The following is a 26166-nucleotide window of genomic DNA, read 5'->3' on the forward strand; positions in this document are numbered from 1 at the left end:
GGTAGGCGTGCGTGTCAGTTCGAACCGGACGCGTCCGGCGCGGCGTCGGGGTTCGACGCATACCTGTCCATGTCCGTTTCCATGTCCGTATCCGACGACAGCGCTTTCGGCGTACCAGCTAGCGCCGCGAGTAACGTGGGGTTTTGCAACGCTTGTGTGATCAACTCTTCCGCATCGCTTTTGCCGTCCATATAGGACAGCAGGTTTGACAGCTGGGAGCGGGCCTGCAGAAGTTGATTGAGCGCAGGCACTTGCCGGGCGATGCTCGCGGGCGAAAAGTCGTCCATGCTGTCGAACTTCAGATCGACGGCGAGCATGCCTTGACCCGAGATTCTGTTGACGACGTCGAGCGCGACCCGAGGCTGGATGGATTTCAGCCGCTCGTCGAAATTGTCGATGTCGACTTCGAGGAACTTGCGTTGCTCCAATTCAGGCAAGGGCTTCAACGATTTGCCCGCGAGGTCGGCGATAACGCCCATCACGAACGGAATTTCGACCTTATGTTCGCTTCCGTACAACTCGACGTCGTATTCGATCTGCACCCGCGGCGCACGATTTCGGGCGATGAATTTTTGCCCTGTCGCTTTCGCTGATAACGCATTCCGGTTGGCCATAGTTGTTTCCGTTCAGTTGACTGCGAGGTGCAGGCGCGATGGGCGGCGCATCAAAGATGCGTCGCGGGCGAATGGGCTTCGGCGTTGCCGACGAGCGCGTCGATTTGCGGCAGTGCGTTCGGGGCGATGTCCTGAAGAATTTCGTAGAAATTCATGCGCATCAGACGTTGCGCGCGGCGTATCAAAAGCGGCGCAGGATGCCCGGGCTCCGCCGATTCGAAATAAAGGCATGCGCTTTCGAGCGCGCGCATCGCTTCGTTGCGCGAGTGAGCCGGGTTGGTTTGTTTGGCCGGATTGATTGCGGCGTCGGCGTTGTAGACGTTGGCGTGATTTGGGTGGTCGCGCGTGGGCGAATACGAATTGCTGAAATCCGTAAGCTGGCTCTGGGATAAACCTGACGGGGCACCGGACACGTTCAATGCCTGATTTACGATATGCAACGGCGTATGGACTGCGCTGAAATCGGGCGCCCATTCAGCACCGAGTTTCGAACTGAACTGCTCGACGATGCGATCCAGACTTCCGATAATCTGCGAGACTATTTCGAGCTTTTTACTTTCTGTTGCCAGCGCCGCGCGCAATTCCGCGCCAATTCCGGGATAGGAAAAGAGTGCTGCGCTCATGCCACCGACAGCGTTTCCGGTGAGGATGCTTGCAACGTCGCGAAGCGGTAAGTTGACTCCTCTCAGACTTACTACATGCACAGCGCGTAACGCACGTCCGAGTTCGAGGCGATCGGCGAATGCGGTAATTGCGTTGACGCGTGCGAGTGGGTCGAATTCGCCGTCTGTCTGGATTTGTGGGTGAAAATAATCCCAGTATTCCTCGATTGCAGCGACTGCGATTGAGAGACCTTTCGCATAACCCTCTAGCCCTTGGGTTTCCGTCCACGCTCGAGTCAAAAGCGCGATGATCCGCAAATCGATACTGCGTTCGAGCAACGCAAGGGCTTCCACACCGATGTGTTGCCAGTCCGGCGTGACAGCCGGAATGAGCGCGTCGCCAAATTGCTGCTCGGGGGCGCCTATCGAGGAACGCTGCAGCGCGAGGAACGCCGCGTCATAGTCCAACGCTTCGCCACACGGGCGATCAGGCGTAACAGGGCTAAGCAATTCGGTGCGGACGACGTTCATCTGCGAGTCCTATATGTACTCACTGTTGGTCAGACGCGTTCGTCGTGCAGGTAACGATGAAGCGAGTTACTCAACAATGAATGGATTGCGGTAATCTGCATGCCGAAGTGATCGGCGATTTGATTGCGTAAAATCATGGTAGATGGGAGGCAATTCGATTGCAATTAATTAGATATCGACTTGCTTGATAATTCGCAATGCAAATGAACTGTTGGGATTTTGATCTTATTTATTTGATGGCGAATTTATGGTTGATGAAGTTTGGATCTAATGCGAGCGGATTTTATCTTGGTGCTTTGCTATTTATAACGGACTGATCTATTTGATGTTTGTGAGTGATGCGAATCGATCTTTATTTTGGGAGGGAGAAAAGTGGTTTTTTGTGAAGACGGTATTGAGTGCACAACGAATGAGCGTGTGGGCCGATGACATTGCGTCATGAGCCATCAATGCGGGATGTGAATGCCGTGGGCGTCGAATCGAGGCGATCGAAAACCAGCGAGGCGGCCGCTGACCTTCGAGGCAATCGGTTGAGGCCGAACGGCGAGAAGTGGAATGTCTAAGCCGAAGCGATTTGACGACTGGCCGGGCGCGAGAGGTCGCTCAGCGCAATTGTTTTTGCGTGAGACTGAGTTGGTTCAAGACGTGGAAAAGAAATGTGGCGCTGGACCGGAGCAACACCAAGTCTCGTCGCGATCAAAGAAAAACCGGAGCGGAAAACAAAAAACCGCCCAACAGAGTTGGGCGGTTTCGGCCTTGTTCGACAAGGAAATTCTGGTCGGGGTGAGAGGATTCGAACCTCCGGCCTCTACGTCCCGAACGTAGCGCTCTACCAGGCTAAGCTACACCCCGAATCTTTACTACAGTACTGCTTGGACTCCAACTTCGTTTTAGTCTTGTTTAAGACTGTCTCGTCGTCGAGTAAGAACATAATTCTAGCAGGCTTTCTTTGTAAATGGAATGGGGAAACGATGAAATTGCTGCGGCAGCCGCTTGAGCCTCATTTTTCGCACATTCCAGGGTGTGGTCGAGCGCGCCGGAGCGCGTGATCGCTTCGAAGATCGTGTCGAAGCGATCCGTGCCGCCTTGCTCGATTGCTTCGCGTGCCAGTGCCGATTGCTCGGGCGTGCCGTGTTCGATCAGCCAGATCAGTGGCAACGTGGGTTTGCCTTCGCGCAGATCGTCGCCGGCGTTCTTGCCCATCGATTCCGCCGTGCCCGTGTAGTCGAGCCAGTCGTCCATGATCTGGAACGACGTGCCGATGCGCCGGCCGAATTCCGCCGCGGCCGCTTCGATGCTCGCGTCTGCGCCGGCCAGCACGGCGCCGAGCTGCGCTGCCGCTTCGAACAGCTTGGCTGTCTTATAGCGGATCACCTGCATGTAACGTTCTTCGTCGACGTCGGCGTCGTGCATGTTCAGCAACTGCAGCACTTCACCTTCGGAAATGATGTTGGTCGCTTCCGACAGGATTTCCATGACGCGCATCTTGCCGACGCCCACCATCATCTGAAACGAGCGTGAATACAGGAAGTCGCCGACCAGCACGCTGGCCGCGTTGCCGAACAGTGCGTTTGCCGTTTGCCGGCCGCGCCGCAGATCCGACTCGTCGACGACATCGTCATGCAGCAACGTAGCCGTATGGATGAATTCGACGACTGCTGCCAGCTCGTGCCGGTGACCGGTGGTTTCGCCCAGCGCGCCCGCCACCAGCAGCAGCAGCGCGGGCCGCAGACGCTTGCCGCCCGCGCCGATGATGTACTCGGAAATCTGATTGATCAGCATCACCTCGGACGACAGACGGTGCCGGATGACGCGATTCACCTGCTGCATGTCTTCGGCAATCGGGGCGAGCAGGCTGGCGGCGTTGGAGGAGGGGATGGCGGTCGACGACATGATGGCGAATAGGGGTAGTGCCGCGAATTATAAGGCGAATCGCAACAAATCCGGCCAGCAGCCTGCAAGATCGCCGCACACTGGGCGCGAAGGGGCTGCCGGAAGGGGATTCCCGTGCCTGTCAATGGGTTTTGACTGAGACGCTAACTCTATGTATAATCACGGGTTTCCGCGCGCTGTGCGCGGGAAAAATGAACACAGAGTGAGGTTCTCAATGTACGCGGTCATAAAAACCGGTGGCAAGCAGTATAAAGTTGCCGTCGGCGAAAAACTTAAAGTAGAACAGATACCGGCAGACATTGACGCTGAAATCACGCTCGACCAGGTTCTCGCAGTGGGCGAAGGCGAATCGATTAAGTTCGGTACGCCGCTGGTCAGTGGGGCTTCCGTCAAGGCTACCGTCGTGTCGCAAGGTCGTCACGCAAAAGTGACCATCTTCAAGATGCGTCGCCGGAAGCACTACCAGAAGCATGGCGGCCACCGCCAGAACTACACCGAACTGCGCATCGACGCGATCAACGCGTAAGCGCACCGGTTAAGGAGCTAAAAAATGGCACACAAAAAGGCAGGCGGATCATCCCGCAACGGCCGCGACTCTGAATCGAAGCGCCTCGGCGTGAAGGTTTACGGCGGCCAGGCTATCAACGCCGGTGGCATCATCGTGCGTCAACGCGGCACGCGTATGCACCCGGGCGAAAACGTCGGCATCGGCAAGGATCACACCTTGTTCGCGCTGACGGACGGCCACGTCAATTTCTCGACGAAGGGCGCAGCCAAGAAGCACATGGTCAACGTCGTCCCGGCAGCAGTCTGAGTTTAGTCAGGCACGGGCTTCAGGACCGGAAAAAGGCCCCGCGAAGTTAGCGGGGCCTTTTTCTTTGCGTCACAGAATTTGTTGTACAGAATTTGATCCGGAAGGGTCTTGCCGCGAAGCGGGGCAGATTGCCCGGCTCACGCAGGCATCTGCCGGATGACCGCGCGGATGGCCATTCGGTCGATTGGTCAACGCATGCCGGGCACGGCAAAATAGCGAAACACACGGGACGGAGTTACTCATGAAGTTCATTGACGAAGCGAGGATTGAAGTCATCGCCGGCGACGGAGGGGATGGCAGCGCGTCGATGCGCCGCGAGAAGTTCGTCCCATTTGGCGGACCGGACGGCGGCGACGGCGGTAAAGGCGGCAGCGTGTACGCGGTGGCAGACCGCAACATCAACACGCTGATCGACTACCGCTATTCGAAAAAGCATCTGGCGCGTAACGGCGAAAACGGCCGTGGCGCGGATTGCTACGGCAAGGGCGGCGACGACATCACGCTGCGCATGCCTGTCGGCACGACCATCACAGATATGGAAACCGGCGAACTGATCGCCGATCTGACCGAGCACAACCAGTCGGTGCAGATTGCTGCGGGCGGCTCGGGCGGCCTGGGTAACCTGCACTTCAAATCCAGTACGAACCGCGCACCGCGTCAAAAGACGGACGGCAAGCCCGGCGAGCGCCGGATGGTTCGTCTCGAATTGAAGGTGCTGGCCGACGTCGGTTTGCTCGGCATGCCGAACGCGGGCAAGTCCACGTTCATCGCGTCGGTGTCGAATGCGAAGCCGAAGATCGCCGACTACCCGTTCACGACGCTCGCGCCGAATCTCGGCGTGGTGCGCGTCGGTCCGAGCCGAAGCTTCGTGATCGCCGACATTCCCGGCCTGATCGAAGGCGCGGCGGAAGGCGCCGGCTTGGGCCACCAGTTCCTCCGCCATCTGCAGCGCACCGGCTTGTTGCTGCATATCGTCGACCTCGCACCGTTCGACGACGCCGTCGATCCGGTCGCGGAAGCGAAGGCAATCGTCAACGAATTGCGCAAGTACGACGAATTGCTGTACGAAAAGGCGCGCTGGCTCGTGCTGAACAAGCTCGACATGGTCCCCGCGGAAGAGCGTGCGGAGCGTGTATCCACGTTCCTGGAAGGCTTCGGTTGGGATGGTCCGGTGTTCGAAATTTCGGCTCTGACCGGTCAGGGTTGCGAGGCGCTGATCTACGCGGTCTACGACCACATCGCAGCGCATTCCGATGCGCAGCGTGCGGCGGAGGCCGAAGATCTGGCCGCTGACGTGCGTTTCCGTGAGAAGCCGGAAGCTGCGGCGGACGTCCCGGATGCGCCGGACGAATCCGCCGGACATCAGCAATAAGCGTTTGCAGTAAGAGAGTCAGCGCCGCGATCGTCGCCGGCATCCGCTCGAAGTTTGCGCGGCGGTCGCGCGACATCCGCATCACGCACGCATCATCTTGGGAGACAACGCACAATGCGTTCCGTCATCGCAGATTCCAGGCGATTGGTAGTGAAAGTGGGTTCGAGCCTTGTCACGAACGACGGGCGCGGGCTCGATCATGCCGCGATCGGCCGTTGGGCCGGGCAGATCGCCGCGTTGCGCGCGCAAGGCAAAGAGGTCGTGCTGGTCAGTTCCGGTGCGATCGCCGAGGGTATGCAGCGGCTTGGCTGGACGAAGCGTCCGCGGGAAATCGATGAGTTGCAGGCCGCTGCGGCCGTCGGACAAATGGGACTCGCGCAGGTCTACGAGAGCCGTTTTGCCGAGCATTCGATCCGCACGGCGCAGATTCTGCTGACACACGCCGACCTCGCGGACCGCGAGCGCTATCTGAATGCGCGCTCCACGTTGCTGACGTTGTTGCGCCTTGGCGTGGTGCCGATCATCAACGAGAACGACACCGTCGTCACCGACGAAATCAAGTTCGGCGATAACGACACGCTCGGCGCGCTGGTGGCGAACCTGATCGAAGGCGATGCGCTGATCATCCTGACCGATCAGCAAGGCTTGTTCACCGCCGATCCGCGCAAGGACCCGACCGCCACGCTGGTGCAAAACGCCGACGCAGGCGCGCTGAATCTCGAGGCGATGGCGGGTGGCGCGGGCTCGAGTCTGGGTCGCGGCGGCATGCTGACCAAAATTCTGGCGGCGAAACGCGCGGCGCACAGCGGCGCGAACACGGTGATTGCAAGCGGTCGCGAGCCGGACGTGCTGGTGCGGTTGTCGTCGGGTGAGGCGATCGGCACGCAGTTGATCGCGCGCACGGCACGCATGGCCGCACGCAAGCAATGGATGGCCGATCATCTGCAAGTTCGCGGACACGTGGTGATCGACGATGGCGCGGTCGAGAAACTGACCGACGGCGGCAAGAGCTTGCTGCCCATCGGCATCGTCGGTGTGCAGGGCGCGTTTGCACGCGGTGAGGTGATCGCGTGTCTGAATGCGTCGGGTGTCGAAGTGGCGCGCGGCCTGACGAACTACAGCAGCGCGGAAACGCGGCTGATCCAGCGTCGCCCGAGCGGCGAGATCGAATCGGTTCTCGGCTATATGCTCGAACCCGAGCTGATCCATCGCGACAATCTCGTGCTGGTTTGAACGCGTAATCGCGCGCTTCGACGCCTCTGCGGAAGAAAAAAAAAGCCGTTCCAGCGCAAGCTGGAACGGCTTTTTCTTTGGCGCAACGTTTAGAGCATCGCCGCGTCGATACGTCGACGCGGCGAATCATCAACGAATCTGCGAGCGGGCAGTGCGCTTGTAGTGGATGTTCTCGAGAATCTGCGGCGCTTTGCCTTGCGGCATCTTGTTCGCGCAGAAATAGTCCTGATACAGCGCCGCCTGATACGCGTTCAGTTCGCCGTTCTCGATGCGCGTGAAGTCGTTCTGAACCGTGCGGTCCCAGCCGTTATGGTCGGCGTTGAGGCCGGCGTACAGACGCCATTCGTACGTATCGCAGCGGATGCCTTCGTAGTTGACGTTGCGCGCGCCGCTCGGGCTGGTGACGACGACGGTGTAACGCACCACGCCGTCGGTGCCGACAGTCAACGATTGCGAGTCGATCGAGAAATGTAGCGGCGTGTTGCCCGATACTTCGAACGGCATCAGGTTGCTGTCTTGCGGCAGCGCCGGCAGCGTGTCGACCTTGTTCTCGACCCAGTTGCCCTGGCGGTCCAGCAAATAGGTGAAGGCGCTATCGTCTTTATTGGAGGGCGCTTTCGTACTCGAACAACCAGCCAGCAGGGCGCCAGTGGCGACGCACGCCACGGCCAGAGCAAATGCTTTCAATATGGTTTCCTCGAAACGCCGACGCGGCAAACCAATGCCGCGTCGACTGGGGCAGCCTGAATAGCCGCCAGGTTTGTCAATCGCCCAGACCAGAGCGACCAGGTGATGCGTCGGCGGGCCCGCAGTCGGTTTCGAACGTCACACGAACCGACGTTTCGACCGTCACGGTTGTCACCGACGAGTCCGGCGGCCCCGACATCGACGACGCTATCCGCGGATAACGAGGTCCATGATGCCCGCCAGGTTTTTCCGTACGCGGCGCAGCCCGGCGCAGGAAACGGGATAACTCCGTTAGCGCCAACTGATATACATCCCGCTTGAACTCGATCACACAGTCGAGCGGCACCCAATACTCGTTCCAGCGCCAGGCGTCGAACTCGGGGTGGTCAGTGGCGCGCAAGCAGATATCGCAATCGCGTCCAACCATCCTGAGCAGGAACCAGATCTGTTTCTGACCGCGATAATGCCCGCGGACTTCACGCTTGATGAACTTGTCAGGCACCTCGTAACGCAACCAGTCGCGCGTGCGACCGATCACCTTGACGTGCTCAGGAAGCAGCCCGGTTTCTTCGTGTAACTCCCGATACATCGCTTGCACGGGGGTCTCACCGTATTTGATGCCCCCTTGCGGAAACTGCCAGGAATGTTCACGCAGCCGTTTGCCCCAAAACACCTCGTTGTGCGCGTTCAAGAGGATGATGCCGACGTTCGGGCGAAAGCCTTCACGATCCAGCATACAACCACCTTCGAATCCTTTAAAATTGCTTTGATTATAAACAGATAACGGACCCGACGCACCGTTTCGCACCAGAATGGAACGATTCGTCGTCGAGGTCGGTGTCCGGGGTCACACTGGGCGTCTACGGCGCCTCAGGTGCGCCACGCGCGGCACAACGCAGCGTGAAGGCGTCGCGTGCGGGTCTGTCACGAATCCTCCGTTTCATCTTGTCGGGCGGTCCAACCGGTGCCGCCGCTTTTGGAAAATCTGAATGAAAGCTTCCCGTTTCTTTATCGGCACGTTGAAAGAAGCCCCCGCCGACGCCGAGATCGTCAGTCACAAACTCATGGTGCGCGCGGGCATGATCCGTCGCGTGGCTGGCGGCATTTACAACTATCTGCCAATCGGTCTGCGTTCGATCCGCAAGGTGGAAGCGATCGTGCGTGAAGAAATGAACCGGGCAGGTGGTCTCGAACTGTTGATGCCGGCCGTGCAACCGGCCGAGTTGTGGCAGGAGTCGGGTCGCTGGGTGAAGTACGGCCCCGAACTGCTGCGCTTCAAGGATCGCAAGCAAACGGATTTCGTGATCGGACCGACGCACGAAGAAGTCGTCACCGACATCGCGCGCAACCAGATCAAGAGCTACCGTCAGTTGCCGGTCAACTTCTATCAGATCCAAACCAAGTTCCGCGACGAAATCCGTCCGCGTTTCGGCGTGATGCGTGGCCGCGAATTCATCATGAAAGACGCGTACTCGTTCGATAAAGACGCGGCCGGCATGAAGGATTCGTATCTGAAGATGTACGACGCGTACGTGCGCATCTTCACGCGCCTCGGTCTGGATTTCCGCGCGGTCGCGGCCGACAACGGCTCGATCGGCGGTAGCGGTTCGCACGAGTTCCACGTGATCGCCGACACTGGCGAAGACGACATCGCGTACAGCACGACGTCAGGCTACGCGGCCAACGTCGAAGCGGCCGACGCACTGCCGTTGCTGCTGTCGCGCGCCGACGCCGCCGAGCCGATGCAGAAAACGGCCACGCCGGGCAAGGCCAAGTGCGAAGCCGTCGCCGAGTTGCTCGCCATTCCGCTGCAACGCACGATCAAGTCCATCATCGTCGCCACGGAAAACGAAGGCGCGCCCGCCACCATCTGGTTGCTGATGCTGCGCGGCGATCACGATCTCAACGAGGTCAAGGCTAGCAAGCTGCCGGGCCTCGCCGATTTCCGCATGGCCACCGAAGCCGAAATCATCGAAACCTTCGGTACGCCGCCGGGCTATCTCGGCCCGATCAACACGAAGAAGCCGGTCAAGGTGGTCGCGGATCGCACGGTCGCGAACATGAGCGACTTCGTGGTCGGCGCGAACGAGGTGGATTTCCACATTACCGGCGTGAACTGGGGCCGCGATCTGCCGGAACCGGTCGTGGCCGATATCCGCAACGTGCAGAAGGGCGACCCGTCGCCGGACGGCGAAGGCGTGCTCGACATCCTGCGCGGCATCGAAGTGGGCCACGTGTTCCAGCTCGGTAAGAAGTATTCGGAAGCGATGGGCGCAACCTTCCTCGACGAAACCGGCAAGCCGCAACCGATGGAAATGGGCTGCTACGGGATCGGCGTCACGCGTATCCTGGGTGCGGCGATCGAACAGAACTTCGACGACAAGGGCATCATCTGGCCGGAATCGATCGCACCGTTCGAAGTCGTGCTGTGCCCGATGGGTTACGACCGCAGCGAAGCCGTGCGTGAGCAGGCCGACAAGCTGTACGCGGAACTGGTCGCGGCGGGCATCGACGTGATCCTCGACGATCGCGGCGAGCGTCCGGGCGTGATGTTCGCCGACTGGGAACTGATCGGCGTGCCGCACCGTCTGGTGATCGGCGATCGTGGTCTGAAAGACGGCAAGATCGAGTATCAAGGTCGTCGCGACACCGAAGCCACGTTGCTGCCGGTCGACATCGCGGGGCAAACCGTCACGGAGAAAATCCGCGCGGCGCTGGCGCACTAAGCGGAGCGGACGGTGGAGTACACCTTCCTGTCCGCCACCATTCTGCTGCTGCTGATCACGGATCCACTCGGCAACATTCCGATCTTCATCAGCTGTTTGCGCAGCGTGGCGCCGCATCGTCGGGCGATCGTCATTCTGCGCGAAGTGGCGATCGCGTTCGTGATCCTGCTGGTGTTCATGGTGCTCGGCAACACGTTCCTGCGTGCGATGCATCTGACGGATCAGTCGCTGCGGATCGGTGGCGGCATCGTGCTGTTCCTGATCGCGCTGCGGATGGTGTTTCCGCATCCCGACGGCCCGTTCGGCGGCGATGCGCGCGGTGGCGAGCCGCTGATCGTGCCGCTCGCGATTCCCGCGCTGGCCGGCCCGTCGGCGCTGGCCACGGTGATGCTGCTGACGTCACAGGCGCCGGGCAAGATGCTCGAATGGATCGGCGCGCTGACGGTCACGATGATCGTCTGCGCGTTGGTGCTGGTGCTGTCGGAGCGGATTCAGCAATGGCTCGGCGAGCGCGCGATGACCGCGTTCGAGCGCTTGATGGGGCTCGTGCTGGTGGCGATTTCCGTGGAGATGATGCTCGAAGGTATCCGCAGTTTCGTGCATCAGCTTTGACCACACGTGTCGGCGACCCAACCTGCATTCATGCAGCAGACGTAAAAAAAGCGGCCCTCGGGGCCGCTTTTTTTATGCGACGCCGGAGCACCGCGATCACGCGCCTTCGGTCAGCGCGCGAATGGTCGGCAGATTGCGCCAGTAACCGCGCGCGTCCATGCCACAGCCGAACACGTAACGGTCCGGCACTTCGAAACCCGTGAAATCCGGACGCAACGGCTTCGCCTTCGGGATGATCTTCTCGCACAGCACCGCGCTCATGAAACGCTTGGCGCCCATCGCGAGAATGCGGTCGCGGATCGCGGCCATCGTTTCGCCTTCGTCGAGGATATCGTCGAGCACCAGCACGACGCGATCTTTCACCGATTCCGCCGGCGCGACACGCCATTGCATTTCGCTGCCACCCTTGGTGGTGTTGCGATAGCGCGTGAGGTGGATGTAATCGAACTCCAGCGGGAAATCGAGGTGCGGCAGCAGCATGCCGGTAAACACCGCCGCGCCGCCCATCACCGACAGCACGAGCGGGAAGTCCTCGCTCATTTCGGCACGGATCGCAGCGGCCATGCCGCTGATCGACGCATTGACGTCGGCGGCCGAAACGATTTCTTCGGAGTGACTAAAAACGTGGAGAGCTTCTTCGCGGTTCATGACGTGGGGCAGGCGGTGACTGTATACATAGTGTGAGGAAAACGGCGGCGCACGTTATAGCATAGAAGATGTGCGCCGCGACGCCAGGTGGATCGACGCATCAATTCCGCGTCGATCGGCACGCGCTCAACGCATGCCGGGCATCATGCCCTTCATGCCGCGCATCATCTTTTGCAGATTGCCGCCCTTCAGTTTCTTCATCATCGTGCGCATCTGGTCGTACTGATTCAGCATCCGGTTGACTTCCTGCACCTGCACGCCCGCGCCCGCAGCGATACGACGCTTGCGCGTCGCCTTGATCAGATCGGGCTTCGCGCGTTCCTGCGGCGTCATCGAATTGATGATGCCTTCCATCCGGCGCATCTGCTTTTCCGCCTGGCCCATGTCGGCGCCGGCAGCGGCCTGCTGGAATTGCGCGGGCAGTTTATCCATCAGCGTGGACAGACCGCCCATGTTCTTCATCTGCGAAAGCTGCGCGCGGAAATCGTTCAGATCGAAATCGCCGCCTTTCTTGACCTTGTCGGCGAGCTTTTGCGCGGCCTGGACATCGACGCCGCGCTGGGCTTCCTCGACGAGCGCGAGAATGTCGCCCATGCCGAGGATCCGGTTCGCCATCCGGTCCGGATAGAAAATTTCGAGACCGTCGAGTTTTTCGGCGACGCCGACGAACTTGATCGGCTTGCCGGTCACGTGACGCACCGACAGCGCCGCGCCACCGCGCGAGTCGCCGTCGAGCTTGGTCAGCACGACGCCGGTGAGCGGCAGCGCGTCGCTGAACGCCTTCGCGGTGTTGACCGCGTCCTGACCGAGCATCGCGTCGACGACGAACAGCGTTTCAGCCGGGTTCAGCAGCGTGTGCAGCGCCGAAATCTCGGCCATCATCGCCTCGTCGATACCGAGACGGCCGGCCGTATCGACCAGCAGCACGTCGTGGTAGTGGCGCTTGGCCCAATCCACCGCGGCGCGCGCGATATCGACCGGTTTCTGATCCGGTTCCGACGGGAAGAAGTCGGCGCCGACCTGTTCCGTCACCGTCTTCAACTGCGCGATAGCGGCAGGGCGGTAAACGTCGCACGAAACCGTCAGGACTTTCTTCTTGTACTTCTCGCGCAGTAATTTGGCGAGCTTGCCGACCGTGGTAGTTTTACCCGCGCCTTGCAGGCCGGCCATCAGGATGACTGCCGGCGGCGTAACGGCGAGATTGAGCTCGACCGCCTTGCCTTCGTAGTCGCCGCCGATCACCGCGGTCAGCTCGCGCTGCACCACGCCGACCAGCGCCTGACCCGGCGAGAGACTGCTGATCACTTCTTCGCCAAGGGCCTTTTCCTTGACCTTCGCGATGAAGTCGCGGACGACGGGCAGCGCCACGTCCGCTTCGAGCAGGGCGAGGCGCACTTCGCGCAACATTTCCTGCGTGTTCGCCTCGGTGAGCCGGGCTTCGCCGCGCAGCGTCTTGACGACGCGCGCCATCCGTTGAGTGAGATTGTCGAGCATGGGGAGCGATGAGCGATGGGGCCCGCTGCAAGTGCGAAGCGGAAGACGTCGCGGACAAGGGGCCTAGTGTAAACTTCGAATATGGATATTGTACTGTATGCCCTCACTGCGCTCCTCTATGGCGGTCTTGCCGTCGCAGGGTGGCGCTCGCATCGCAACGCCGCGATGCGTCCGCTGATGGAAAGCGTGCCGCCCATGCCGGTCGGCGGCGTGGCTGTCGGCGCAACCGCGATTTCCGCCGCGTCGGGCATGAGCGCGACGGGGCGCGCGTTGCTGGCCGTGGCGCTGCTCGCGCACGGCGTGTTGCTGCACACCACGATTTTCCAGGCCAACGCGATGTACTTCGGTTTCGCGTTCGCGTTGTCGGCGATGTTCTGGCTCGGCGCCGGCATCTACTGGATCGAAAGTTTTTTCTTCCCGCTCGACGGTTTGCGGCTGCTGGTGTTGCCGCTTGCCTTCGTCGCGTCGCTGCTGCCGCTCGGCTTCAACGGTGTGCGCGTGCTGCCGTACGCCGCCGCGCCGATGTTCAAGCTGCACTTCCTGATCGCGAACATCGCGTACGGCCTGTTCGCGATCGCCGCACTGCACGCTATCCTGATGCTGCTGGTCGAGCGTCGTCTGCATGCGATGCGCGGCACGAACGCTCAGCGCCTGGCGGCGGCGTCCGCGGCTGCCGGAAACGGCTGGCTGTCGAGCTGGCTCGACACGCTCCCGCCGCTGCTGACGCTCGAAAAGCTGCTGTTCCGTCTGATCGCCGCCGGTTTCGTTTTGCTGACGCTGACGCTCGTATCGGGCATCGTGTTCAGTGAACAGCTGATCGACCGCGCACTGTCGCTCGATCACAAGACCGTGTTCGCGATCCTGTCGTGGGTGATGTTCGGCGCGCTGCTGACCGCGCGTCGCGTGTCGGGGTGGCGCGGTCGCGCGGCGTTGCGCTGGGTGCTCGCGTCGTTCGTGGCGTTGCTGCTGGCGTATGTCGGCAGCCGGTTCGTCTTCGAGGTGCTGCTGCACCGTCCTGTGGTGTGAACGTTCATGCGACAAATTTTTCTGCTGATCCTGCTGTTCATCGTCGGCCAGTGGCTCGTCAAGGGGCTGCGTCGTAACGATGCCCGTACGGCGCAACGCAACGGCGCGGCTAACGACGCGCAGGCGAATCAAGGTGCGCGAGGCGCGGCCCCGGGTGCGCAAAAGCGCGCGTCCGGCTCGCCGCAACTCCCCGAGCCGATGATCCGTTGCGCCGAGTGCGGCGTGCACGCGCCGAAAAGCGATTCGATCGTGATCGCTGGGCAGCCGTTTTGCTGCACTGCGCACGCGCAACGTCACGCGTCGCGTCCGACCGGTCGCGACGCTCGATGAGCGTCGTGCAGGACGGCCGCTTCGCCGTCGATGAAAACGGCTGGGTCGGGCACGCGCGGCACCTGCCGTCGCCGAATTGCGAGGCGCGTCCGGAAGGCGTCGCGCCGACGCTGATCGTCGTCCACAACATCAGCCTGCCGCCGGATCAATTCGGCGGCAGCGCGATTGCCGAACTGTTCCAGAACCGTCTCGACTGCGATGCGCATCCGTACTACGACCGCGCATCTGCGCGGCGTGCGCGTGTCCGCGCATTTCGTGATCCATCGCGACGGCGCACTCGAACAGTTCGTGTCGTGCAACGCGCGTGCATGGCATGCGGGCGTATCGAATTTTTTCGGCCGCGAACGTTGCAACGATTTCTCGATCGGTATCGAGCTCGAAGGCAGCGACACGACGCCGTTCGAAGCCGCGCAATACGCGACGCTCGGCGCGCTCGTGAACGCGCTTGCCGCGCGTTATCCGGTGAGCGCGCTCGCCGGTCACGCCGACATCGCGCCGGGTCGCAAGACCGATCCCGGTCCGCACTTCGACTGGTCGCGTTTGCAACGCGATACCGCGCTCGCGAATCCTTTCTTTCCCTATCTGCACAATCCTTCAGCAGCCTGAGTCCCGCTCGCGGCAAGGGTCGCGGGCTGCGACAAATGTGCGCCAGGCCGCATTTCCCCGCCCGTATTGGCTTCGCGCTCTGTCAAGGCCGCGTGGCCAAATAAATCCGTTGATCCATCTCGTAATTTAACTATACTTGGTGCCGGAAACAGATTTCGGCACTACATATAGTGTTTCAAGGCGGCGCCCGGCTCGACGAGCACGGCGCCGCACGCATTCCAGGCAACTAAAAAATCAATGCCTTCCGTACTTTCACGCTTGCGCGCGCGGCAGCGCAGCGATCGAACTAATCCGCGGTTTCTCCGCACATTATCAAGACCAGGAGCTTTGCACATGCAAACCACCGACAACGTGACGACCCGGTTCGAGGGCGCTTCCACCGGCATGCCGTCCGGCAGCCAGGACGCTCAGGCACTCGCGCCGCAGGCAACCTTTGCTGACTACAAGGTGATCCGCCGCAACGGCAGCGTGGTGTCGTTCGAGCCGTCGAAAATCGCGATCGCGGTGACCAAGGCATTTCTGGCCGTCAACGGCGGTCAGGGCGCAGCGTCGGCGCGTGTGCGCGAACTGGTCGAACAACTGACGCAAAGCGTCGTGCGCGCACTGCTGCGCAGCCGTCCGAACGGCGGCACGTTCCACATCGAAGATATCCAGGATCAGGTCGAACTCGCGCTGATGCGCGGCGGCGAACACAACGTCGCGCGTGCTTACGTGCTGTATCGCGAGAAGCGCTCGCAAGAGCGTCACCACGACGCGGAAGTGACGGGCGGCGCGCCGGGTCTGACCGTGACCGACAACGGTATCGTGCGTCCGCTGGACATGCAGGCGCTGCGCGGCATCGTCGAAGCCGCCTGCGCGAACCTCGGCGACGCCGTGAGCGCCGATCCGATCATCGCTGAAACGGTGAAGAACCTGTACGACGGCGTGCCGCTCACGCAGGTCTACGACTCGGCCATTCTCGCTGCGCGCACGATGATCGAAAAAGACCCGGCTTACAGCCAGGTCACCGCTCGCATCCTGCTGCACACGATCCGCCGCGAAATCCTCGAAGAAGAAGTCGCGCAAGGCGAAATGGGCCAGCGCTACGTCGAGTACTTCCCGCAATTCATCAAGAAGGGCGCGCAAGCCGGTCTGCTCGACGACAAGCTGCTGCAGTTCGACCTGAAGCGCCTGGGCGCCGCGCTCGACGCGGATCGCGACCTGCAATTCGGTTACCTCGGCCTGCAAACGCTGTACGACCGCTACTTCCTGCACATCGAAAACACCCGCATCGAAATGCCGCAGGCATTCTTTATGCGTGTCGCGATGGGTCTGTCGCTGAACGAGATCGACCGTGAAGCGCGTGCGATCGAGTTCTACAACGTGCTGTCGAGCTTCGACTTCATGTCGTCGACGCCCACGCTGTTCAACTCGGGCACCTGCCGCTCGCAACTGTCGTCGTGCTACCTGACCACGGTCGAGGACGATCTCGACGGCATCTACGAAGCGCTGAAGGAAAACGCGCTGCTGTCGAAATTCGCCGGCGGTCTGGGCAACGACTGGACGCGCGTGCGTGCGCTCGGTTCGCACATCAAGGGCACCAACGGCAAGTCGCAAGGCGTCGTGCCGTTCCTGAAGGTCGTCAACGACACGGCAGTGGCCGTGAACCAGGGCGGCAAGCGCAAGGGCGCGGTGTGCGCGTACCTGGAAACGTGGCACCTGGACATCGAGGAATTCCTCGAGCTGCGCAAGAACACCGGTGACGACCGTCGCCGTACGCACGACATGAACACGGCGAACTGGATTCCCGACCTGTTCATGAAGCGCGTGCACGAAGGCGGCGACTGGACGCTGTTCTCGCCGTCCACCTGCCCGGACCTGCACGACCTGTTCGGCGCACCGTTCGAAAAGGCTTACACCGCTTACGAAGACAAGGCAGCGCGCGGCGAGATCAAGCTGTTCAAGAAGATTCCGGCGGCGCAACTGTGGCGCAAGATGCTGGGCATGCTGTTCGAAACCGGCCATCCGTGGATCACGTTCAAGGATCCGTGCAACATCCGTTCGCCGCAGCAACACGTCGGCGTGGTGCACTCGTCGAACCTGTGCACGGAAATCACGCTGAACACCAGCGACACCGAAATCGCGGTGTGCAACCTGGGTTCCGTGAACCTGGTCGCTCACCTGAAGAAAGAAGCCGACGGTTCGCTGACGCTCGACCACGACAAGCTGAAGCGCACCATCAGCGTCGCGATGCGGATGCTCGACAACGTGATCGACATCAACTACTACGCGGTCGCCAAGGCACGTAACTCGAACCTGAAGCACCGTCCGGTCGGCATGGGCATCATGGGCTTCCAGGACTGCCTGCATCTGCTGCGCACGCCGTACGCGTCGGACGAAGCGGTCAAGTTCGCCGATACGTCGATGGAAGCGGTCTGCTACTACGCGTACTACGCGTCGACGGAACTGGCGCAAGAGCGCGGCCGTTACTCCAGCTACCGTGGTTCGCTGTGGGATCGCGGCATCCTCCCGCAAGACACGTTGAAGCTGCTGGAAGAAGCGCGCGGCGGTTACGTCGAAGTCGACACCAGCGAATCGATGGACTGGACCGAACTGCGTTCCCGCATTGCAACGTACGGGATGCGCAACTCGAACTGCGTGGCGATTGCACCGACCGCAACGATCTCGAACATCATCGGCGTGTCCGCGTGTATCGAGCCGACGTTCCAGAACCTGTACGTGAAGTCGAACCTGTCGGGCGAATTCACGGTGGTCAACGACTACCTGGTGCGCGACCTGAAGGCACGCGGTTTGTGGGACGAAGTGATGGTCGCCGACCTGAAGTACTTCGACGGCACGCTGTCGCGCATCGACCGCATCCCGGCCGACCTCCGCGCGATCTACGCGACGGCGTTCGAACTCGACGCGAAGTGGGTGGTCGAAGCGGCCTCGCGTCGTCAGAAGTGGATCGATCAGGCGCAGTCGCTGAACATCTACATGGGCGGCGCGTCGGGCAAGAAGCTCGACGAGGTTTACAAGCTTGCATGGTTGCGCGGTCTGAAGACCACGTACTACCTCCGCACGATGGCGGCAACGCACGTCGAGAAGTCGACGGTGGCACACGGCGCGCTGAACGCGGTGAGCTCGGGCGGCGGCGAAGGTTCGGGCGGTGCAGCAGGCGGCTTCGGCGGCGGCGCGTCGTCGAACGGCGGCGCGAACGGCGGCTATCAGGCAGCCGCTCAGGCAGCACCGGCAGTCGCAGCAGCGTCGGTCGCGGAGCAGCCGGAAGCGGAAGGTCCGGTCTGCATGATGCGTCCGGGCGATGCGGGTTTCGACGAATGCGAGGCTTGCCAGTAACCCGGCAGCGCAACACCGCAGCGTCGCCGCTTCGTCTCGCAACAGGATAAAGACGGGGTACGGGGAGCGGACAGTAGTCGACCGGTAACTGTCCGCGCGCAGTAGCAGCAGGAGATAAGAAGAAGGATGGTGAGTGCAGCACGCAGCATGCCGCTGCACTCACCGTACCTCTCACGCGACGATCGCCGCAACGTGATCGCTTCATCGCACGACGCGACACAGGTACGCAGCACACGCATCACCGGCCAGGCGGTCCGCACTTTCTTCACCGCGCTCTCTCGAAACGTTGAACTTCGACTCGCTCGCGCTGACGAAAAGGCAACGGCAACACATTCGCAACGACACATGAAGCTCACGCAAAACGTACGCGCAGCGTATGCAGTAGCAGAGCTTCGACGTGCATCGAATCACGACGACGCGATGCATGTTCGATACAGCGAAGCACCTCTTCAACACATCAGCCGATCGCTTCTCACGAAGCATCACGCAACATGGCTCTCACAGTCTGTTGAACAAAGTGTTGTATGAAGGTGGCAACGCGAATCGAAAACAAGATTTTTCGTGAGCAAACTCTTTTAACGCTCACGAAAAGATGGTACAAACCGATCTAAATTGATGGTGACATTTATGCTCAACTGGGATGACGAGATCACTGCCGTAACACCGTCGAGCGCTTCGCAACAAAACGTGTTGCGCGACGCTGCGGTTTCGGCTGGCGGAGTACTCTCCACTCACCAGGCGCCTTCGGCTCAAAACATTTTCGCTGCCGACTTCGCAGTGCCTGCACCGGCTGCTCCGGTTGCATCCACCGAAGCGCGCGTGAACGTTGCCGACAAGCGCATCATCAACGGCCAGACTGACGTCAATCAGCTGGTGCCGTTCAAATACAAATGGGCGTGGGAAAAGTATCTGGCTGGTTGCGCCAACCACTGGATGCCGCAAGAAGTGAACATGTCCCGCGACATCGCGCTGTGGAAAGACCCGAACGGGCTGACCGAAGACGAGCGCCGCATCGTCAAGCGCAACCTCGGTTTCTTCGTGACCGCAGATTCGCTGGCCGCCAACAACATCGTGCTGGGCACCTATCGCCACATCACGGCGCCCGAATGCCGCCAGTTCCTGCTGCGCCAGGCGTTCGAAGAAGCGATCCACACGCACGCATACCAGTACATCGTCGAATCGCTGGGTCTCGACGAGGGTGAAATCTTCAACGCCTATCACGAGGTCAAGTCGATCCGTGAGAAAGACGAATTCCTGATTCCGTACATCAACGTGCTGACCGATCCGGGTTTCAAGACCGGCACGCTTGAGACCGACCAGACGCTGCTGCGCTCGCTGATCGTGTTCGCATGTGTGATGGAAGGCCTGTTCTTCTACGTCGGCTTTACACAAATCCTGGCGCTTGGCCGCCAGAACAAGATGACCGGCGCGGCGGAACAGTATCAATACATCTTGCGCGACGAGTCGATGCACTGCAATTTCGGCATCGACCTGATCAACCAGATCAAGCTCGAAAATCCGCAGCTGTGGACCGCTGAGTTCCGCGCGGAAATCCGCGACATCTTCAAAGAGGCCGTGGAGCTGGAATATCGGTACGCAGAAGATACGATGCCGCGCGGGGTGCTCGGCCTCAATGCGTCGATGTTCAAGAGCTATCTGCGCTTCATCTGCAACCGCCGTTGCCAGCAGATCGGTCTCGATCCGCTGTACCCGAACGAGGAAAACCCGTTCCCGTGGATGAGCGAAATGATCGACTTGAAGAAGGAACGCAACTTCTTCGAGACGCGCGTAATTGAATATCAGACGGGCGGCGCGCTGACCTGGGAATGACCCTGAGCGTGTTGCACGTCACATCATTTTTGATGGGGATGCCGCCGGCTTCGGCCGCGGCGGAATTGGTTAGGAGCTTAAACGCCTGATGCAAAGCGTGTCCGGTGCGCCGCGTGGCTTCGCGGTCCACATACATGACAGACCCTTTGCGTGCCCTTCAGTGGGTTGGGCAAACTTCCCCCCGGAAAATGCCGCTGGCCGGATGGCCGGCGGCACGATCAAGCGATTGCCGGCGTCGAGATCCGACGCCGACTGGATTTGGCGCGCGGTGCCCGATGGCACGGCGCGCCTTGCCGTATTCATTAGCGTAAGCGCGCAGCACCTGCGTACGCCGATGAATAGCCCGCTTCGTAGCGCGCGCCCTGAGAAGCGTCTGCGAGAAGCGGGTTTTGACGAAGGGTGTAGTTTGAACTGACTCTCATCTGAAACCTGAAGGAGCACAACATGGCAACTGCCAAGAAAAAACCTGTCGCCAAGAAGGCAGCAGCAGTGAAGAAGGTCGCACCGGCCAAGAAAGCAGCACCGGCCAAGAAGGTTGCAGCGAAGAAAGTTGCAGTGAAGAAGGTTGCTGCAAAGAAAGTCGCAGTGAAGAAGGTTGCAGCGAAGAAGGCAGCGCCGGCGAAGAAAGCAGCACCGGCGAAGAAGGTTGCAGCCAAGAAAGTCGCAGTGAAGAAGGTTGCGGCGAAGAAGGCAGCACCGGCCAAGAAAGCAGCACCGGCGAAGAAAGTTGCAGCCAAGAAGGTTGCAGTGAAGAAGGTTGCAGCGAAGAAGGCAGCGCCGGCCAAGAAGGCAGCAGCGAAGAAGGCTGCACCGGCGAAGAAGGCAGCGGCGAAGAAGGCTGCACCGGCGAAGAAGGCAGCGGCGAAGAAGGCTGCGCCTGCGAAGAAGGCCGCCGCGAAGAAGGCGCCTGCTGCTAAAAAGGCCCCTGCTGCCAAGAAGGCTCCGGCGGCTGCGAAGAAGGCTGCCGCGAAGAAGGCTGCGCCTGCTGCGAAGAAGGCTGCTGCTGCACCGGCTGCCGCTCCGGCACCGGCCGCATCGGCACCGGCACCGGCCAAGAAGGCTGCTGCACCGGCCAAGAAGGCTGCGCCTGCGAAGAAGGCTGTTGCGAAGAAAGCTGCACCGGCTCCGGCTGCTCCCGCTGCATCGAGCGCACCGGCAGCAACGGTGAAGACCGCGTTGAATCCGGCTGCAGCATGGCCGTTCCCGACCGGCAGCCGTCCGTAACAATCTGATGCAGTGAATCAGACACATCGCGATGTGTCCGTCGGTTGAGTAGTACCTACTCAATCAGATCCCGTCGACCGGCTTGCCGGCGGCGGGATTTTTTTTCGTCTGCGCATCCGGCGCGTTCACGATGCACAGACGAAAAAAAACGCATGCACAGGGGAGCGCATGCGTTTCGAGGTCAGCCGTTGCGCCAGAGGCGCTTCGGCTGTGGGGAAAGCGGGAGGCCGTTAGCGTGTGCCTGTGTGCCTGTCTGTTCGCCCGGTTGCCTGAATGCGTTAGTGCGTCACGCGGGTCACGCCGCCGCTCGACAGCAGGCGTACGCGGTCGCCGGCACGGAAAATCTCGCCGGTGGCGCTCTGCGTGATGGCGCGCAAATCGCCGTTGTCCAGACGCACGGTGATCTCGAGGCCGTCGCGATTGGCGGCGCCGTTTTCGATCGAGTTACCGGCGATCGCGCCGGCCAGGCCACCAATGATGCCCGTGACGATCGAGCCGCGACCGCCGCCGAGCGCGCTGCCGGCCACCGCGCCGAGTGCGCCGCCGCCGATCGCGCCGAGGCCGCTAGGCTGGCCGTTGTTCGTGCTGATCTTCACCGCACGCACGCTGTCGACCGTGCCCATGCGGACCGTTTCTTCGCGCTGTGCCTGCGAGGCCGTGTAGACGTCGGCGGAGCTGCTGTTGTACGCGCAGCCCGACATCGCGAGCGAACTGACCACCAGCGCGGCCACGACGAAGCGACTCATTGTTTTCATACCCAGTACTCCAATTAACTCGGTCTACGGTATTACGGCAGGTCGTATCCAAACGCCTGCTTGAACCGTGCTTCGATATCCGCGCGGGTGGGCGCGTAGTTCTGCGGTCCCTGGTGTTCGATCTTCAGCGCGCCCATCAGGCTCGCGAGACGGCCCGTGGTGGCCCAGCCGAGGCTGTTCTCGATGCCGTACAGCAAGCCGCCGCGGAATGCATCGCCGCAACCGGTCGGGTCGAGCACCTGCTGTGCCGTAACGGCAGGAATCTCTTCGACGCCACCCGCGTGATGGATCTGCGCGCCGTGTTCTCCGCGCGTGACGATCAGTGCGTCGACCCGGCTTGCGATCTCCTGCTCCGACCAGCCCGTCTTGTTGCTAACCAGTTTAGCTTCGTAATCGTTGACCGTAACGTAAGTGGCAAGTTCAATCATGCGGCGCAGCGTCTCGCCGTCGAACAGCGGCAAACCCTGGCCCGGATCGAAGATGAACGGCACGCCCGCGGCGGCAAACTGCTCGCAGTGCTGGACCATGCCGTCGAAGCCGTCAGGTGCGACGATGCCGAGCGTGACGCCTTTCGGTTCGTCGGCGCGATTCAGATGCGACTGCATCATCGCGCCCGGGTGGAAGGCGGTGATCTGGTTGTTCTCGAGATCGGTGGTGATCATGGCTTGCGCGGAGTACGTGTCTTTCAGTACCAGCACGCTGTCTTTCGACAGACCGAGCGCATCGAAGCGGTCGAGGTACGGCTGCGCGTCGATCGCGCCGAGCGTTCCCATGATGCGTGCGTCGCCGCCCAGCAGGTTCAGCGAATAGCCGATGTTGCCGGCGCAACCGCCGAATTCACGGCGCATCGTCGGCACGAGAAAGCTCACATTCAGGATGTGCACCTGCTCGGGCAGGATCTGCTCCCGAAAACGGCCTTCGAAAGTCATGATGTTGTCGTAGGCGAGCGAACCGCAAATCAGCGTAGACAAGGCAAACGTTCCTCTAAAAATTCTTCAGATGTGCAACGGCGGGCGAGGCGGCGTATTCAACGATACGCTCGCGCCGCCCGCCGTTCGTCAATTTACTTCAATGCGCCGAGTGCTGCGTCGTAGTTCGGCTCGTTCTTGATCTCGCCGACCAGTTCGGCGTGAACGACGTTGTCGTTCTCGTCCAGCACGACGACGGCGCGTGCCGTCAGACCCGTCAGCGGGCCGCTCGTGACGTCCACGCCGTAAGCTTGCGCGAACTCATGGCCGCGGAAGGTCGAGGCCGTGACGACGTTCTCGATGCCTTCGGTCGTGCAGAAACGGCCGGCTGCGAACGGCAGGTCGCCCGACACGACGATCACGGCCGTGTTCGTCAGCTTCGCTGCGGCTTCGTTGAACTTGCGCGTCGACGTGGCGCAGGTCGGCGTGTCGAGGCTCGGCACGATGTTCAGCACCTTGCGCTTGCCGGCGAAATCGGCGAGCGTGACCGGCTTCAGATCCTTGCCGACCAGCGAGAAAGCGGGCGCCTTCGCACCCACCGACGGGAACGTACCGGCGACTTCGATCGGGTTGCCACCCAGCGTGACCTGACTCATGTTGTGCTCCGAAAAGTTGGACGTCGTCGGATGACGACGCTAGACATGGGATGCGCCCACCGCCGCACGGCGAGCGGGCGCATCAGGATGCGTTACGGATAGAAAATCTGTACGCGGAAATTCGATGCGACGACCGGGCCGGTATCGAGGCGCACGATCATCGTCTGCGTGGTGCGCGGCGGCAAGCCGGCAGGGATCGACGTGCCAGGCGTCACGTAGTCTTGCGGCCACAGCACGCGCCGGATCGCGACGTTGTTCTGTGCGTCGAGCAGCGTGAGTTCGATCGCCGGATACGCGAGCGCGACGTTGAAGCGGTTGCGCAGCGGCATCTTCAGTTCGAGCTTGTGCGCGCCGTCGACCTGACGCAAATCAGACGGTTCGACCTGCAAGCCGTCGATATCGTGCGGCGGCGTGATCCGGCAACCGAGCGGCGCACACACCGTGCGGTACGCGTCCTGCGCGCCGGGCCAGAACACCATCACCATTTCGCGCTGCCACCACGCGATCTGCGCGAGCAGCGTGATCAGCAACAACACCGCAATCGCGATGCCCGCCATCATCCGGCCGCGATGCATCGGCGGCATCTCGCGGATTTCGCGCACGACCGGAAACGGATTGACCGGATCGATCGGCGGATGGACCGTGAAGGGTTCGGCGGCAGCGGCGACGGCGGGCTCGCCGCTGCGATGCAGATGCGGCTCGTCGATCGACGTGTACGGCGTGGGTTCGAGCGTGCGATGCAGCGTCGGATCTTCCGACGTACGCGAAATGGGACGCCAGACAGTCGGCCATTCGTCCGCCACCGGCTCTTCGATGACCGGACTGACGGGATGCAGCATCGGCTCGTTGTCGGGCATCGCCGGTTCGGGCGCGTGCGTGAACGCCGGCTCTTCGTGAGTCTCGCGAAGCTCGGGTTCGAACGCCTGGGCTTCCGCCCGTGCGCGCGGCACGACCTCCGGCTGACGCGGCGTGACGGCCACGCCTGCCGCGACGGACGCGAGCGGCACGTTGTCGACGCTATGCCGCAGCCTGTCGTCGAACCTTACGTCGGGCGCGGGCGCCCACGGGTTCCAGGCTTCAGCGGAGAAATCCAGTGAGAACGGTTGCGGGCCTGCAACCAGCGTTGCCGCAGTGCTGGCCGAGATGGGCGTGGCGGTCGAGAAGTCGGCTTCGTCGGCGGTTTCGTAGAGACTGCTCGATGCGTCGAAGACTTCCTGACAATGTCCGCACCGGACCAACCCGCGACGCAGCGACAACTGCGCGGGCTGGAGCCGGAAAACGGTTTCGCAGAAGGGACAGCGCGTCGCCAGGAGCATATTGAGCCGGTTGACCCGAAGGCCGTTGGTTTGACAATACGGCTTATTCTAATGATTTTCGCGGCGTGTTCCGGCCAGACATACCCAGCCTTCGTGTTCACGCCAGACAGCAATGTCGATCCACTGCCGGTACACCTGCGCCACTTCCTCTGCCTGACGCGCCAGAATCCCCGACAGCGCGATGCGTCCGCCGGGTTTTACCTTCGACGACAGCATCGACGCCATCAGCTTCAGCGGGTTCGACAGAATGTTGGCGACGACGATATCGAACTCGCCGGCAGGGCAATCATCGGGCAGGCCGTAGGTCACGTCTGCGCGGTTCCGCTCGCTGTTTTGACGCGCGGAGTCGACCGCTTGCGGGTCGATATCGATACCGGTCACCGGGTCGGCGCCGCATTTCTTCGCAAGAATCGCGAGAATGCCCGAGCCGCAACCGTAGTCGAGTACCGAGATTTCCGGCGTCACGTTCTGCTCGAGCCATTCCATGCACAGACGCGTGGTGGGGTGGCTACCGGTGCCGAATGCAAGGCCCGGATCGAGTTCGAGGATCAGCGCGTCGGGGTCCGGCGCGTCGTGCCACGACGGCACGACCCAGATCCGTTCGCCGATCTTGATCGGATCGAATTGCGATTGGGTCAGACGCACCCAATCCTGTTCCTCGACATCGCGCACGCTGAACGACGGCGTCGGCACGAGCGACAGCTCGTTCGCGGCGGCCGCCAGCAGCAACGCCGGATCATGCTCCGCCGCGAGCAGCGCGATCACGCGCGAGTGCTGCCACGCGGTGCGTTCCGGCGTGAGACCGGGTTCGCCGAAGAGCGGCTGCTCGTCGGGCGTGTCGGCGTCCGCGTCTTCCACGGACACGGACAGCGCGCCCAGGTCGAGCAATGCATCGGACAGCGCTTCAGCCCGGTCGCGTTCCAGCTCGACGATCAGTTCCCGGTAGCTCATGC

General features: G+C 61.5%; 24 protein-coding genes, 1 tRNA gene and 1 pseudogene. 13 read left to right on the forward strand and 13 right to left on the reverse strand.

Annotation, left to right across the window (positions count from 1 at the left end; genetic code table 11):
• Nucleotides 1–14: 14 nt before the first annotated feature.
• From tssB to PW947_RS22695, 4 genes are all read right to left on the reverse strand, one after another.
• Nucleotides 15–614 carry a type VI secretion system contractile sheath small subunit gene (gene tssB, locus PW947_RS22680; protein WP_299634657.1) on the reverse strand — a complete coding sequence of 200 codons (600 nt, stop codon included), beginning with the start codon at nt 612–614 and terminating at the stop codon, nt 15–17.
• 50 nt (nt 615–664) lie between these two features.
• A complete protein-coding gene (gene tssA / locus PW947_RS22685) occupies nt 665–1747 on the reverse strand; it encodes a type VI secretion system protein TssA (RefSeq protein WP_299634658.1) in 1083 nt (360 codons plus the stop codon).
• A gap of 775 nt (nt 1748–2522) precedes the next feature.
• A tRNA-Pro gene (locus PW947_RS22690) sits at nt 2523–2599 on the reverse strand.
• A 48-nt stretch (nt 2600–2647) separates the two neighbouring features.
• A complete protein-coding gene (locus PW947_RS22695; RefSeq protein ID WP_299634659.1) occupies nt 2648–3640 on the reverse strand; it encodes a polyprenyl synthetase family protein in 993 nt (330 codons plus the stop codon).
• A gap of 214 nt (nt 3641–3854) precedes the next feature.
• On the opposite strand from PW947_RS22695, the gene rplU reads away from it, so the two are divergent.
• From rplU to proB, 4 genes are all read left to right on the forward strand, one after another.
• On the forward strand, nt 3855–4166 hold the full coding sequence (gene rplU / locus PW947_RS22700; RefSeq protein WP_007180329.1) for a 50S ribosomal protein L21: 312 nt from the start codon (nt 3855–3857) through the stop codon (nt 4164–4166).
• A gap of 24 nt (nt 4167–4190) precedes the next feature.
• Complete coding sequence (rpmA, locus tag PW947_RS22705) at nt 4191–4454, forward strand: 50S ribosomal protein L27 (RefSeq protein WP_007180330.1); 264 nt, start codon at nt 4191–4193, stop codon at nt 4452–4454.
• 241 nt (nt 4455–4695) lie between these two features.
• Nucleotides 4696–5826: an Obg family GTPase CgtA gene (gene cgtA, locus PW947_RS22710; protein WP_299634660.1), complete on the forward strand. Its 1131-nt coding sequence runs from the start codon at nt 4696–4698 to the stop codon at nt 5824–5826.
• Nucleotides 5827–5940: 114 nt separating this feature from the next.
• A complete protein-coding gene (gene proB / locus PW947_RS22715) occupies nt 5941–7059 on the forward strand; it encodes a glutamate 5-kinase (RefSeq protein ID WP_299634661.1) in 1119 nt (372 codons plus the stop codon).
• A 129-nt stretch (nt 7060–7188) separates the two neighbouring features.
• On the opposite strand, the gene PW947_RS22720 is transcribed toward proB, so the two are convergent.
• Together PW947_RS22720 and PW947_RS22725 are read right to left on the reverse strand one after the other, a co-directional pair.
• A complete protein-coding gene (locus PW947_RS22720) occupies nt 7189–7746 on the reverse strand; it encodes a CNP1-like family protein (RefSeq protein ID WP_299634662.1) in 558 nt (185 codons plus the stop codon).
• Nucleotides 7747–7822: 76 nt separating this feature from the next.
• Nucleotides 7823–8482, reverse strand: a complete 660-nt coding sequence (locus PW947_RS22725; RefSeq protein ID WP_299634663.1) for an RNA pyrophosphohydrolase — start codon at nt 8480–8482, stop codon at nt 7823–7825.
• A gap of 253 nt (nt 8483–8735) precedes the next feature.
• On the opposite strand from PW947_RS22725, the gene PW947_RS22730 reads away from it, so the two are divergent.
• Nucleotides 8736–10472, forward strand: a complete 1737-nt coding sequence (locus tag PW947_RS22730; protein ID WP_299634664.1) for a proline--tRNA ligase — start codon at nt 8736–8738, stop codon at nt 10470–10472.
• 12 nt (nt 10473–10484) lie between these two features.
• Nucleotides 10485–11084: a MarC family protein gene (locus PW947_RS22735; protein ID WP_299634665.1), complete on the forward strand. Its 600-nt coding sequence runs from the start codon at nt 10485–10487 to the stop codon at nt 11082–11084.
• Between the two features lie 96 nt (nt 11085–11180).
• Here the strand turns inward: PW947_RS22735 and PW947_RS22740 are convergent, their stop codons facing one another.
• Both PW947_RS22740 and ffh read right to left on the reverse strand, forming a co-directional pair.
• The gene (locus PW947_RS22740) at nt 11181–11732 is read right to left on the reverse strand and encodes a hypoxanthine-guanine phosphoribosyltransferase (protein WP_299634666.1); all 552 of its coding nucleotides are present in this window, start codon (nt 11730–11732) and stop codon (nt 11181–11183) included.
• A 126-nt stretch (nt 11733–11858) separates the two neighbouring features.
• A complete protein-coding gene (gene ffh / locus PW947_RS22745; protein WP_299634667.1) occupies nt 11859–13226 on the reverse strand; it encodes a signal recognition particle protein in 1368 nt (455 codons plus the stop codon).
• A gap of 81 nt (nt 13227–13307) precedes the next feature.
• On the opposite strand from ffh, the gene ccsA reads away from it, so the two are divergent.
• The 7 genes and pseudogenes from ccsA (at nt 13308) to PW947_RS22780 (ending at nt 21578) form a co-directional block, all read left to right on the forward strand.
• Nucleotides 13308–14252, forward strand: coding sequence for a cytochrome c biogenesis protein CcsA (gene ccsA, locus PW947_RS22750; protein WP_299634668.1), 945 nt, complete (start codon nt 13308–13310; stop codon nt 14250–14252).
• A 6-nt stretch (nt 14253–14258) separates the two neighbouring features.
• The gene (locus PW947_RS22755) at nt 14259–14582 is read left to right on the forward strand and encodes a PP0621 family protein (RefSeq protein ID WP_299634669.1); all 324 of its coding nucleotides are present in this window, start codon (nt 14259–14261) and stop codon (nt 14580–14582) included.
• Nucleotides 14579–15188 (forward strand): annotated as a pseudogene (gene ampD, locus PW947_RS22760) (1,6-anhydro-N-acetylmuramyl-L-alanine amidase AmpD). Before PW947_RS22755 ends, ampD begins: the two are co-directional and overlap by 4 nt.
• A gap of 333 nt (nt 15189–15521) precedes the next feature.
• Complete coding sequence (locus PW947_RS22765) at nt 15522–18524, forward strand: ribonucleoside-diphosphate reductase subunit alpha (protein ID WP_299634670.1); 3003 nt, start codon at nt 15522–15524, stop codon at nt 18522–18524.
• 627 nt (nt 18525–19151) lie between these two features.
• Nucleotides 19152–20354 carry a ribonucleotide-diphosphate reductase subunit beta gene (locus tag PW947_RS22770; RefSeq protein ID WP_299634671.1) on the forward strand — a complete coding sequence of 401 codons (1203 nt, stop codon included), beginning with the start codon at nt 19152–19154 and terminating at the stop codon, nt 20352–20354.
• An 88-nt stretch (nt 20355–20442) separates the two neighbouring features.
• Entirely contained in the window at nt 20443–20769 is a 327-nt protein-coding gene (locus PW947_RS22775) for a hypothetical protein (protein WP_299634672.1), read from the forward strand.
• A gap of 29 nt (nt 20770–20798) precedes the next feature.
• The gene (locus tag PW947_RS22780) at nt 20799–21578 is read left to right on the forward strand and encodes a histone H1-like DNA-binding protein (protein ID WP_299634673.1); all 780 of its coding nucleotides are present in this window, start codon (nt 20799–20801) and stop codon (nt 21576–21578) included.
• A gap of 278 nt (nt 21579–21856) precedes the next feature.
• Here PW947_RS22780 and PW947_RS22785 read toward each other — a convergent pair whose 3' ends face one another.
• The 5 genes from PW947_RS22785 to prmA all read right to left on the reverse strand — a co-directional run bounded on the left by PW947_RS22785 (nt 21857) and on the right by prmA (nt 26164).
• Nucleotides 21857–22333 carry a glycine zipper 2TM domain-containing protein gene (locus tag PW947_RS22785; protein ID WP_299634674.1) on the reverse strand — a complete coding sequence of 159 codons (477 nt, stop codon included), beginning with the start codon at nt 22331–22333 and terminating at the stop codon, nt 21857–21859.
• Nucleotides 22334–22365: 32 nt separating this feature from the next.
• Complete coding sequence (locus PW947_RS22790; RefSeq protein WP_299634675.1) at nt 22366–23304, reverse strand: carbohydrate kinase family protein; 939 nt, start codon at nt 23302–23304, stop codon at nt 22366–22368.
• A 92-nt stretch (nt 23305–23396) separates the two neighbouring features.
• A complete protein-coding gene (gene tpx, locus PW947_RS22795) occupies nt 23397–23897 on the reverse strand; it encodes a thiol peroxidase (RefSeq protein WP_299634676.1) in 501 nt (166 codons plus the stop codon).
• Nucleotides 23898–23989: 92 nt separating this feature from the next.
• Nucleotides 23990–25213 carry a DUF3426 domain-containing protein gene (locus PW947_RS22800; RefSeq protein ID WP_299634677.1) on the reverse strand — a complete coding sequence of 408 codons (1224 nt, stop codon included), beginning with the start codon at nt 25211–25213 and terminating at the stop codon, nt 23990–23992.
• A gap of 48 nt (nt 25214–25261) precedes the next feature.
• The gene (gene prmA, locus PW947_RS22805; RefSeq protein ID WP_299634678.1) at nt 25262–26164 is read right to left on the reverse strand and encodes a 50S ribosomal protein L11 methyltransferase; all 903 of its coding nucleotides are present in this window, start codon (nt 26162–26164) and stop codon (nt 25262–25264) included.
• Nucleotides 26165–26166 lie beyond the last annotated feature (2 nt).

It is taken from the genome of Paraburkholderia sp. (genome assembly GCF_028283785.1).
Classification (GTDB): Bacteria; Pseudomonadota; Gammaproteobacteria; order Burkholderiales; family Burkholderiaceae; genus Paraburkholderia.